Source organism: Planctomicrobium stercoris, assembly GCF_051465655.1.
In the GTDB taxonomy this organism is placed as follows: domain Bacteria; phylum Planctomycetota; class Planctomycetia; order Planctomycetales; family Planctomycetaceae; genus Planctomicrobium.
The window spans coordinates 2,499,953-2,511,612 of record NZ_CP195791.1; the positions used below are offsets into that span (position 1 = coordinate 2,499,953).

Genomic DNA, 11,660 nt, shown 5'->3' on the forward strand with positions numbered 1-11,660 from the left:
GATCCTGCCCTGTTTTTTCCTTCCGATCCTATGCAACCCATATTTGATGCCCACCTCGATCTGGCCTGGAGCAGCCTGTTCTGGAATCGAGATTTGACGCTTTCGGTGGAGGATGTTCGTCGCCTGGAACGTCATATGACGGATCATCGCGCCCGGGGACGGAACACGGTCACGTTTCCGGAACTGCGAAAGGCGAAAGTCCGCGTCTGCCTGGGAACCGTGCTGGTCCGCTCCAAACCGGAAGTCGCTCCGGTGGCGGGCGAGTCCCGTCGCGACCTGGATTTTCGAAATCAGACGATTGCCGCCTCCATCGGTGCTGCCCATGTGCAGTATTACCGCGAGCTGGAGCGGGCCGGAGAAATCCGGTTCATCCGCACGCAGGCAGACCTGAAACGACATTGGGAATCCGATCCCAATGCGAAAGAAATCGGCCTGATCCTGGCGATGGAGGGAGCCGACCCGATCACCTCTCCGGACCGGGCTCAGGAGTGGTGGGATCTGGGACTGCGTTCCGTCGGACTGTCCCATTACGGGCAAGGTCCATACGGCATGGGGACCGGCTTTCAGGGACCCATTACGCCCGCTGGACGCGAGTTGCTCAAGGAGTTTCAGCGGCTGGGAATGATCGTCGACCTGACGCATTCTGCGGAACCGGGCTTCTTCGAGATTCTCGAACAGTTTTCCGGACGCGTTCTCGCCAGCCACAACATGTGCCGTCGACTGGTTCCATCCGACCGGCAGTTCTCGGATGAACAGATTCGCGCACTGATCGAACGGGATGCCGTTATCGGAATGGCGTTCGATGCCTGGATGCTCTATCCGGGATGGCAGATTCATCATACCGACCCCAGCGTGGTGGGGATCGACGCTGCTGCTGACCATATCGACCACATCTGTCAGCTGGCCGGGAATACCCGTCATGTGGGAATCGGCAGCGATCTGGACGGCGGGTTCGGCAACGAACAGTGTCCACGCGATTTGAACACCATTACAGACCTGCACCTGCTCGAAGAAATTCTTGCCGGCCGAGGTTATTCACAAGCCGACATTGCCGGAATTTTCTACGGCAACTGGCTGCGATTCTTCTCTGAAGCACTTCCTCAGGAGTCATAAGAAATGTCAATTGGACAACGTGACGCGAAACTGGCCGAACTCGGATTTCCTCTGGATCGCGTGCCCGGGGAAGGGGCACTTGTTGACGCCCTGTCGGTCGTCGGCGACATCGTGTACGTCTCCGGTCAGGTTCCGTTTGACGGCGACCAGCTCGTCAGCGTGGGGAAAGTCCCGACCGACGTTCCCGAAGAGGAAGCCGGCCGCATTGCAGCCCTGTGTGCAGCGAATGTGCTGCGGGCCGTTCGCAGAAAGTTCGGATCGCTGGACGCGATTGAACGTGTCGTCCGCATCACCGGATATGTGAACTCCACTCCGGATTACACGCGTCAGCACATCGTCATCAACGGGGCTTCCCAGCTGGTGCGTGATGTGTTCGGGGAGCAGGGGCGCCATGCCCGCACCGCCCTGGGAGTGGCTCAGCTCCCGTTGGGTTCCAGCGTGGAAGTCGAAATGATTCTTCAGCTCAAACGTTGAAGAAGAATCAACCGCTCCGCGCAATCAGAACTTTGGTCGGAACCCGCCTTGCCTCCGATCGGAATTTCCCGCCATACTTGCCGGTCTGCAAATAGAATCAACATCCATTGTACGCAATGATTTGGCGTTCAATAGATGTTGCTGAATGCAGGTGACGCAAGCCTTTGGATTTCGATTCAGGGAGATGGATATGCAGAATTGGCGTCGGAGAGAATTCCTGGGAGCATCTTTGGCGGGGCTCACAGCCTCTTCAGGATTGATCAATGCTTCCTGGGCAGCTTCCAAGGAGGAGCCCGCCAAAGCGGAAGTCGATCTGACGAGAGCGCCTGATACGCTTCTGCTCACCTGGCAGAGTGATCCGACGACAACCATCACTGTCCAGTGGCTCGACCTGAATACCCCTGCTCGCGGGAAGATCTATATTGCGGAACTGGGAGGCTCGGAGTGGACCCATTATCTCACGCAGGTCAGGCCGTTTCAGAAGACCGAATGGAATCTGCATCGCTGCGAGGTGACGGGCCTCAAACCTGACACGGAATACCAGCTGCGGGTGAGCGGCACCCGGCAGGTCTGCCGCTTTCGAACGATGCCCGTCAAGGCGACCGACACCATCCAGTTCGTCTCCGGGGGTGACTGCGGCACGGGGAAAGCCGCACAGCTGGTGAACCGGGTTGCGGCCAGTCAGGACCCCAGATTCGCTCTGGTGGGAGGTGACCTTGCCTATGACAATGGAAAATCGCCGGAAATCTTTGTTGCGTTCCTGAGGAACTGGCGTGCTCAGATGGTCGATTCGCAGGGACGAATCGTACCAATGCTCTCCTGCATCGGGAACCATGAAGTCGATGGACACACAACCGATCGGGCACAGGCACCGCAATATCTGAGCATCTTTGACGGCTTCTATCCGGAGAAGACCTACGGCGTCGTGGACATCGGTGACTATCTGAGCCTGGTCCTACTCGACACCGACCATCTTTGCCCCATTGAAGGGGAACAGACCGACTGGCTGGAGAAAACGCTGGCGGAGCGGGAAGATCGCCCGCACGTGATCGTCGCTTATCACGTCCCTGCCTATCCGTCCTACCGTAACTTTGGCGGAGCGGACTCCGGCACTGGGTACGCACAGCGGAAGCACTGGTGCCCGCTGTTTGAGCGTTACAAAGTTGACCTGGTTCTCGAACATCACGACCATACGTTCAAGCGTTCGATTCCCCTGACGAACGGTCTGTACGACAAGAACGGCGTGACCTATCTGGGCGATGGCTCCTGGGGACAGATCCGTCCCCTGAATGAACCCTCCCTTCGCCCATATCTGGCCAAAATCAGCAGCACAAATCACCTGACGACCCATCGGATCGAGGGTGAAGACCGCTTCCATGTCGCGCTGACGGAGACCGGAAAAGTCACCGACGTCTGCCATACCGTGAGCAAACGTCCCTCCCGCCGCGGCTAGCCCCAGAATCTGTCAGAGCACGAAGCGTGCGCGAGTGCATCCGTGAGTTGATGCGACTCAATGCACTTGCCCGCGCGGCGTGCTCTGAAAAGATCAAACCGGGCCGGGCTGATCGCTTAAAAAGCCCGGTTCCATCCTGCTTTTGACTTCGCGCGTCTGGTCGCTTGTCGAAATGCGCTCTGCATTTCACAATCACCTTTTGGCCTCGCCGACGGCGATGGCAGCACATTCGAGGTTCCTCCTTCCTCTCGGCCGGAAGCTGCCGAGTGGGTCAACAGTTCATCCCCTGCATGCATGCCATTGAAATCTCGCCCGTTCGTGGACCGGTTCGTGGACGTATTCGGCCTCCCGGTTCCAAAAGCCTGACGAATCGGGCATTGATGATCGCTGCACAGGCCGAGGGGACCACCCTGCTCGACGGCGTGCTGGAGAGCGTTGATACGCAGGTCATGATTCAAAGTCTTGAGCGGCTGGGGATCAGGGTCACAGCAGACCCGGCAGCTCACCGCTTCGAGGTCACCGGCTCACCTGGCGGAATCGAGAATTCTTCCGTCGAACTCTGGTGCGAGAACAGCGGCACCAGCATTCGCTTCCTCACCGCACTTTGTGCGACTGGACGTGGACGTTTCCGACTTGATGGAAATCCGCGCATGCGGGAGCGCCCGATTGCTCCGCTCATCGAGGCTCTGCAGGCGGCGGGAGTGGATGCCCGCTGCGAATTCGAAAATGGATGTCCCCCCGTCCTCATTGCCAGTCACGGATTGCCGGGCGGAACCATTCCCGTGGCGGGGGATCTTTCGAGTCAGTATCTCAGCGGTCTGCTGATGGCGGGTCCCGCAGCCCAGTCCGATGTGACTGTTGAAGTGCAAGGGCCACTCGTCTCCCGCCCGTATGTCGATATGACGCTCGCGATGATGCGGGATTTTGGAGCAGAAATCTCCGAACCCGTCCCCAACTGCTTCTCCATCAAGGCGAAGCCGTATCGTGCCCGGCAGTACGACATCGAGCCCGATGCATCCGCAGCGAGTTACTTTTTTGCAGTGGCGGCTGTCACCGGCGGTGAAGTGACCGTTGAAGGTCTGCACCGCAATGCCCTGCAGGGGGACGTGCAATTCGTGGACGCGCTCGTCAGGATGGGATGCGAAGCGGACTGGCACGAAAACTCGATTACTCTGCGAGGAGGCGAACTTCGCGGAATCGATATCGACATGAACGAGATCAGCGACACAGCCCAGACGCTGGCGTGTGTCGCCCCCTTCGCAACCGGACCGACACGCATTCGCAATGTCGCCCACATGCGTCTGAAGGAGACGGACCGGGTTTCGGCTGTGGTGACGGAACTGCAGCGAGCCGGCCTGAAAGTGGAAGAACATCCCGATGGGATGACGATTCAGCCCGGGCCTGTGCAGCCTGCTCTGATTCAAACCTATGATGATCACCGCATGGCGATGAGCTTCGCCCTGCTGGGACTGCGTGCCCCGGGGATTTCCATTGCCGATCCCGGCTGCACATCAAAAACCTACCCGAACTTTTTTGAAGATCTGGAGCAGCTGTGCCGGACCGCCCGCTAAACCCCTGGCACGGTAAGAAGGTCGCCTCGGCTGCCAAAACGAACCCCACGCTGGGAACGAATTCCCGCTGGCTGGCGTTCCGTGCCTTGTACGCATTCCGTCAGAACGGCGTCTTCGTCGGGAAGACACTGGACGAACTGTTTTCCGAACATCGAACTCCTCCTCGCGATCGTCGACTGGCAACGGAGCTGGCCTCGGAAACGGTGCGGCGAGGCTATTCGCTCGACGCGGTCCTGTCACAGTATGTCGTGCGTCCGCGGGAGTCTGTCGAGGACGATCTGTGGCTGCTGCTGCAGCTGGGAGCCTGTCAGCTGCTTTGTCTGCAGCACATTCCCCCGCACGCTGCGGTGCATGAAACGGTCGCTCTTTGTGAGGAACTTGGCAAGCCTCGCGCCAAAGGCTTTGTGAACGGAACTCTCCGCAGCCTCGAACGCGAGATCATTCGTAACGATTCGACAAATCCGGATGAACAGTCTTCAACAGCAGTCGTAACGTATCCGACTCTGGATCAGTTGAACTCGCATTGCTGGCCGATTCTCGTGCCGCGCGGATCCCGACACGAAGTTTGGAAAGTCGAACTCGCGCGAAGCGTATTTGCTTCCCCTCAGAACGATCCACTCGAATTCATCGCGCAGGTGACGAGCCTTCCCACATGGCTGCTGCAGCGATGGGAACAGCAAGGACTTTCACAGCAGCAGATTCTCGAACTCGGCCTGTGGTTTACCACTCCGGGCAGAATGTCTTTGCGGGTCAATCTTCTAAGGTCCTCCCGTGAGGATGTCCTGTCGATGCTGCAGGCCGAGGGAGTCACCGCCGCTGCTGGACGACTGCCTGAGTCGATTGTCATTGAAGGGTCGACGCCGGTTGCCGAGATGCCGCAATTCCAATCCGGTCACTTCAGCGTGCAGGATGAATCTGCAATGGGGGTCGCGGAACTGCTGAACCCGCAGCCGGGGGAGTCGATTCTCGATCTGTGTGCTGCTCCTGGCGGCAAGACGTGCCATATCGCCGAGAGACTGTCCGGCACCGGACGCGTGGATGCGTGCGATGTGGCGGAAGAACGCCTGCGGACGATTGATCACAACGTGAATCGTCTGAGACTCACGAACGTGCAGACGTTTGCCATTACTCCGCAGGGAGAATATCTCCCCCCGGGACCGTTCGACGCCGTTGTCGCCGACGTTCCCTGTTCGAATTCCGGCGTGCTTGGCAAGCGTCCCGAGGCCCGCTGGCGGCTGACTCCCGCTTCCTTTGCCGAACTCATTCCGCTGCAGAAGCGATTGCTCAAGACCGCACTGCAGCAGGTCAGGCCCGGAGGACGGGTGGTCTACTCCACATGTTCGATCGACCGCGAGGAGAACGAAGAAGTCGTGCGTGCAGTGCTGGCAGAATTCCCGCATGCGCGAGTCAAAACCGAATCGCATCACCTCCCGGGCCATCCAGCCGACGGCGGCTACCAGGCGCTGATCGTGCTGGAGTGACGCCGGCCCGACCGGGACGGAACTCATTGTCACCTGCACGAAATGGATAGAAACGCAGAGATCGCAAAGGCCGGAGAGAACGAGGAAGAGACATCGGGAGGTCCGTGGATTGCGAAGTCTCTGTTAGCTTCTCGCTGTTCTTCTCAGCGAACTCGGCGCTCTCTGCGTTTCAAAATCTCCTACGCCTGCTCGAAGCAGGCCTTCGACGCAGCCAGCATTTCTTCCGGCGTCATGTCCTTCTGGTGGGTGGCGAAGGACCAGACGTGGCCAGCGGGATCTTTCACCTGCCCGTAGCGGTCGCCCCAGAACATGTCGGTCGCGGGCATGATCACAGTCGCCCCCGCCTTCTGTGCCTGAGCAATCGTCTGATCGCAGTCCTTGACGTATCGGTGCAGGCCAACCGGGGTTCCCTGCAGCGACAAAGGAGTTTCGGACTTGCCGTTGCAGTACTCGGGGAAGTCGTCGGCCAGAAACACCATCTGCCCGCCGATTGTCATGGCAGCGTGCATGATCTTTTGGCCGTCCGGAGCTGGCAGGCGGCAGACTTCTTCAGCACCGAACGCCTGCTTGTAAAACTCGATGATGTCGGCGCAGTTGGCGCACTTCAGATGCGGAATAATGCTTTCACATCCGGGGGGAATAGGCTGAACCACTGTAAACTCCGATTGCTGGGTGAGTTAGAGAATGCGGGAGCAGCAGCGTTGTCATGCGACTGACATCCCTGACTTCGGGCTTCTGAAGAATGGTCGAACCGGGTCATCACGATTCGACAGCATTCGGGAACGATTTTGAAATTTGATCATCGCGCAGTTGCCACCGGCCCTGTTGGCTAAGGACTGTCCTCGGTTTGATCGTCCTCCACCTCGGGGCCCTCCTCACCGAAGTAGACGAACTTAATGCGGTCCGTTTTTTCTGGGATGTGCTGTAGAGCGTGGATGACTTCCGGAAACGCCCCATGCCGTCCTGTGCCGATGACTCGTTGTGGCCAGAGAAATTCCCCCGAATCGATTTGTCGAAGAATCGCAGTTCCCTCTGGAGTCTGTGAAAGGTGCTGACGTTCGGATTCGGTCAGCAGGTCCGTGGGAGGGATCGAATTGATCTGGGCGATTTTGAACCAGACGGGTTGTCCGGCAGGGATGATATAGTTGTCCGACACAACAAGGGGTTTGGGCAGGCCGTTTGGTTCGTAGATATATTCTGGTGCTGAAATGCTGTAGGCGGAACGGTGCGACTCATCGTTAATCTCGGAAAGTCGGTCGGGATAGTTGCCAGATTGAAGGCGGTATTTTTCGAGCCGTGCGATGGTGCTCGTTATGTGACTGGCCTCCAGGCTTGTTCGAAAAGCAGGGCCGATCCCCTGGTTATCTGACGGGAATGCCACATAGAATGGGGTCGTGGAGATCCAATCTTTTTCTTCGTGTCGGGCCCACAAGGACATCGGAATCGTCGCCAGGCCGCTGTTCCAGTTCAAAAGTCGGACCAGCCTTAAACGTTCCTGCGGCGTCACCCAAGACCATGGGGCGTTATAGAGAAAATGATCCACTGATCTATCTCGATGTTTCAGCCACAACCGTCCCCACGGCCCTCCTTCGCATGCTTGTCGCAACACGACATATCGCGATGAATAATCGAAAAACGCAAACTTTTTATGAAAGTGAATCAGCTTGTCGAGAAGTTCGGGGGTCTGCCTAGGATCTTGAGCCCATTCCCGCAGCCGCTCGTTCCACTGAACAAAGTCGTATGCTGCTCCGCTGTAATAAGTATTGAGATCCAAAGACTGTTCAGTCAGATAGATCATGCATGTCAGCCGAGCGTGTAGATCTTTCCACTGCTCTTCAAGGTTTTCTTCATCCGATGAGAATGCTTGGTCGCGATACTCTCGTGAGATCACGTGATCCAATGCCCTAAATTCTTGATCCAAACGAAATTCCGGATCAAGCCCAGGCGGCCCTGCTGTGATTCGTTCAGCCAGATGCCGTAGCTGTTCACGAAACTCCGGTTGGTAACGGTATCTCACGTTGCCATCGCTCTCAGTCGGCACCTGGAAGGACAGCTTGTGGAGTCGCTCCCATTCCTCTGTCCATTCCGGATCAAAATCTGCCATCTTTCGTTCCTGGGCTCGCCAGTCGAATCCGGGGTCCACCAGCGGGATTTCGATGATCCGCCATGTGAATGTCCCCGCCAGAGCCAGCACCAGCGGACAGCAGATCCACGCTGCCTGACCTGCCAGCGTTCGCCACGTCCGCGTTCCCTTCATCCAGTTTTCAAGAGTGAAGTAGGACGCTGCCAGAAAGCCAATCACCAAGGGACCGGTCGAGAACCAGAAGGGGATTTCGAAACGGAAGATGAGGTACTCGCCGATCATGATCAGCCAACAGGCCACCAATCCAATCCCCGCTGCCAGTAAGACCCGAGTAAACCACAAGCTGAGCAACTGCACGGTGGCATAGATCAACAGCTGCAGCGAGATGAGGTAGACGATCTTTTGCGAGAATGTAGGAGTCCAGATTATTCCCGATGGGTGCTCGTCCGTCATCTGCGGCATGACCATCTTGTATGTCATGAATGTGCAGAAAGAACCCAGAATCACGAAGGTCATCTGCCAGACCAGTTGCTTGGATGACCAGACCGACCAGGGGGAGACGCCCCGTTCGCTGTAGTACCGCATGAGCTGACGACGATTGTCGCCAGCAAAGACCAGCAGTCCTGAGATGCAGACGACAAACCAGGAAGCGAAAAACGAAATCACAACAAGACCTTTCAGCCAACCTTTCCCTCGTTCCCAGTCCTGATCCGGCATCAAGAAAACCGGGATCACACCCAGGTTGGCGATCAATCCGATGAGCAGGAATGGCAACGCGGAGCGAAGTTCCTTCCAGACCATCACTCCAAAGGTTCGTGCGCCTAAGTTGGCACGCAGGCTGGACCAGCTGAGAAAGGCCTGCAAGGGAGAGAACCGTTCGAGTCGGAACGGCATCCGATCGACAGTTGCCGCAATTTGCGACCAGTCCGGGCCCCCTCTGAGCCAGACGGGGACCAGCCACCAGCTGACAATCAGAAACGTCAAAGAGCCGATCGCAGTGAGCATGCCGTGGCCGCTCTGGAAGGTACTCCCGGTCACTCCGGAAAATAGCAGCAGCAACAGGACCGAACTGATCAACGCAGCCAGGACTCGTTTGAACAAGAGAGAGCACAATAACGCTGCTGCGAAGCCGGTGAATATCCCGATGATGTAGGCCGGCAGTTTGATCCCCGGATCGCGGGAAGAACCAATGGTGACAGTCCCGTAGCAGAACTCCATGACTCCGGCAGCAGCTGCAAACGCCAGCAACATGAACAGCATCAGGCTCGGAAGCGCGAACGAGAGTTTGGCTGCGAAGAGTTGCCCGGGTTGTACCGCGATCGCCTGCAGCATCCGGTCTGTCTCCTCTTCACGTTCTCCAGCAAACAGCACCGATCCGCAGGCCATCGCGTAACAGATGCTGAGCACCGTTGCCATCGAGTACGGATACAACTCCATCGTGCGGTGCATCCATTCGGTGAATCCCAGAAACGCAAACTCCAGCAGAAGCATGCCAGCCACCAGCGCAATCCACAGATTTCGCTGGGCCCGGTATTCTTTCCACACCAGTCGCGTGTAGCTGCGGGAGAACATGGTTGGAGGCTCCGCAAAGAGGTCAGGGGTCAGGGGAGTGCATCGTGGCTCGAAAAGGATTTTGAAACGCAGAGAGCGCAGAGTCCGCGGAGAAGAAATACAGAGAGTGATGAAGGGATATTTCGCGGTTCACCAGCATGTTGATGTCTCTCCTCCGTGTTTTCTCTGCGTCCTCGGCGATCTCTGCGTTTCAAATCTTTCCGCCACCTTTCTGGTTCATGGGCCCGCACCCTCGGGGACTGCGAGCCGGAGGTGTTAGCCTCCGGATTCTTTGTGTATCAGGGGACTCACGTCCCCCGCTCTCCAGTTACGGGGCAGACGCTACGGCTCCGCGGTCTGGTTTCTGCGTTCCCGCAGCAGCCCTAACAAAATGTCTTCCAGGCTGGGGCGGCGGATTTCGATGGCGAGGCCACTTTCTCTGATCTCTGCGAGTTTCTGTTCATCGAGGTCGCGAATGATGAGGCTGTGCTCGTGTCCGAACGGGACGTGTGAAAGCGTGGTTCCCGGCAGATCGGGAATGCTCGCATGCGCGTCTGGAAGTGTGATGATCACTTCGCGTGTCTGATGTTTCAGCTCGTCCAGCTTCTCGAAGCAGACAAGCTTGCCGTTGACGAGAATCACAACCAGATCTGCGACCCGTTCGACTTCGCTGACCTGATGGCTGCAGAGGAGAACAGTGCGGCCTTCGCTGGCGACATCGACCATGCTCTGAAGAAACTCGCGTCGAACCAGCGGATCGAGCCCGGATGTCGGTTCATCGAGAATGAGCAGTTCGGGCTTGTGCGAGAGGGCGAGTGACAAGGCCACCTTGGCCCGCGTCCCTTTTGAGAGCTCCGAGATTTTCTGAGACGGATTCAGATCGAACTGCCTGCAGTACTGGTCAAACGCCGGCCGGTATCCGGGAGGATAGAATCCGGCAGCGAACCAGCTGGTTTCTTCAATCGTCATCCAATCGTAGAGGGCAGGTTTTTCAGCCACGTAACCGACGCGGGATCGGATCTCCCGGCTGTATTTCTGACTTTCCATTCTCAGGACTTTGCTGGTGCCGGAGTCTGGACGTTCCAGTCCCAAGAGCGTGCGAATGGTGGTCGACTTGCCGGCGCCGTTGGCACCGAGCAATGCACACACGGTTCCAGGCGGGACTTCGAAAGACACATCATCGAGTGCCTGCGTCGTGCGAAATCGCTTCGACACATTCTGCATGGAGACGACAGCTTTGTTACTCATGGCCCTGCTCCGGGTTTGCGGGGGGACAACCGTTTCATTTCCAGTTCGACCAGCTTTCGAATCTCATCCCATTCAATCTGGTTTTGCGCAGCTTCCTCCAGGACGGATCGCAGCCGTTCGCGGATCAACTCGAGGCGAAGCTTGCGGCAGAGTTGAGGGGCCTGCGGAGTGATGGCCAGACCCGTCCCGCGGATGGCAATTAAAATTCCTTCGTTCTGCAAGTCGCGATAGGCCCGGGCGACCGTGTTCGGATTGACGGCTGCCAGTCCAGCCATGTCACGGACGGAGGGGACATGCTCGCCCACCTGCAGCGACCCGTTGGCGACGGCAAATTTCACCTGACGAACGATCTGTTCGTAGATGGGGATGCCGTTGGTGGGATCGATGTGTGGGAGCATTGGATCTACTGTGCTATGATGGTAGTACAGTAACCCGCGAAAGGCTTGGAGTCAATCCAGAAGCAGAGAGAGGGGGCGCTCGCGGTCAAATGAGGATCTGATGCTGAGCGAGTGAAGAATCAGAACCGCGAATGAGACGAACTGGGCGAATGGGTGTTATTCAGGCGGGACGGTGAAATTCGAAGCGTGATGAGAAGAGGCAAAATCAGGTTCACGAATTGAATCTGATGAAATCAATTCGCACCATTCGCTTCATTCTCGGTTTCTTTTCTTACCGTAACAACGAAG

At 57.4% G+C, this 11,660-nt stretch carries 9 protein-coding genes; 5 read left to right on the forward strand and 4 right to left on the reverse strand.

Annotated features, from left to right (window positions below):
• Nucleotides 1-30: 30 nt before the first annotated feature.
• From SH661x_RS10395 to SH661x_RS10415, 5 genes are all read left to right on the forward strand, one after another.
• Complete coding sequence (locus SH661x_RS10395) at nt 31-1,113, forward strand: dipeptidase (protein ID WP_437230658.1); 1,083 nt, start codon at nt 31-33, stop codon at nt 1,111-1,113.
• A gap of 3 nt (nt 1,114-1,116) precedes the next feature.
• Nucleotides 1,117-1,587, forward strand: coding sequence for a RidA family protein (locus tag SH661x_RS10400; protein ID WP_437230660.1), 471 nt, complete (start codon nt 1,117-1,119; stop codon nt 1,585-1,587).
• Between the two features lie 190 nt (nt 1,588-1,777).
• On the forward strand, nt 1,778-3,040 hold the full coding sequence (locus tag SH661x_RS10405) for a metallophosphoesterase (protein WP_437230662.1): 1,263 nt from the start codon (nt 1,778-1,780) through the stop codon (nt 3,038-3,040).
• Nucleotides 3,041-3,306: 266 nt separating this feature from the next.
• Entirely contained in the window at nt 3,307-4,611 is a 1,305-nt protein-coding gene (aroA, locus tag SH661x_RS10410; protein ID WP_437230664.1) for a 3-phosphoshikimate 1-carboxyvinyltransferase, read from the forward strand.
• On the forward strand, nt 4,593-6,092 hold the full coding sequence (locus SH661x_RS10415) for a transcription antitermination factor NusB (RefSeq protein ID WP_437230666.1): 1,500 nt from the start codon (nt 4,593-4,595) through the stop codon (nt 6,090-6,092). Before aroA ends, SH661x_RS10415 begins: the two co-directional genes overlap by 19 nt.
• Before the next feature lie 179 nt (nt 6,093-6,271).
• Here SH661x_RS10415 and SH661x_RS10420 read toward each other — a convergent pair whose 3' ends face one another.
• The 4 genes from SH661x_RS10420 to SH661x_RS10435 all read right to left on the reverse strand — a co-directional run bounded on the left by SH661x_RS10420 (nt 6,272) and on the right by SH661x_RS10435 (nt 11,372).
• Nucleotides 6,272-6,745, reverse strand: a complete 474-nt coding sequence (locus SH661x_RS10420; RefSeq protein ID WP_437230668.1) for a VOC family protein — start codon at nt 6,743-6,745, stop codon at nt 6,272-6,274.
• Between the two features lie 176 nt (nt 6,746-6,921).
• Entirely contained in the window at nt 6,922-9,747 is a 2,826-nt protein-coding gene (locus SH661x_RS10425; protein ID WP_437230670.1) for a hypothetical protein, read from the reverse strand.
• A 321-nt stretch (nt 9,748-10,068) separates the two neighbouring features.
• Entirely contained in the window at nt 10,069-10,974 is a 906-nt protein-coding gene (locus SH661x_RS10430) for an ABC transporter ATP-binding protein (RefSeq protein ID WP_437230672.1), read from the reverse strand.
• Nucleotides 10,971-11,372 (reverse strand): GntR family transcriptional regulator, encoded by a 402-nt coding sequence (locus SH661x_RS10435; RefSeq protein WP_437230674.1) that lies wholly within the window; start codon nt 11,370-11,372, stop codon nt 10,971-10,973. The genes SH661x_RS10430 and SH661x_RS10435 overlap by 4 nt, the downstream gene beginning before the upstream one ends.
• Nucleotides 11,373-11,660 lie beyond the last annotated feature (288 nt).

What these genes read in the sequence shown, in the direction of transcription:
- SH661x_RS10435 (WP_437230674.1), bottom strand. Translation starts at nt 11,372, where the DNA reads ATGCTCCCACACATCGATCCCACCAACGGCATCCCCATCTACGAACAG.
- SH661x_RS10405 (WP_437230662.1), top strand. Translation starts at nt 1,778, where the DNA reads ATGCAGAATTGGCGTCGGAGAGAATTCCTGGGAGCATCTTTGGCGGGG.
- SH661x_RS10395 (WP_437230658.1), top strand. Translation starts at nt 31, where the DNA reads ATGCAACCCATATTTGATGCCCACCTCGATCTGGCCTGGAGCAGCCTG.
- SH661x_RS10425 (WP_437230670.1), bottom strand. Translation starts at nt 9,747, where the DNA reads ATGTTCTCCCGCAGCTACACGCGACTGGTGTGGAAAGAATACCGGGCC.
- SH661x_RS10400 (WP_437230660.1), top strand. Translation starts at nt 1,117, where the DNA reads ATGTCAATTGGACAACGTGACGCGAAACTGGCCGAACTCGGATTTCCT.
- SH661x_RS10430 (WP_437230672.1), bottom strand. Translation starts at nt 10,974, where the DNA reads ATGAGTAACAAAGCTGTCGTCTCCATGCAGAATGTGTCGAAGCGATTT.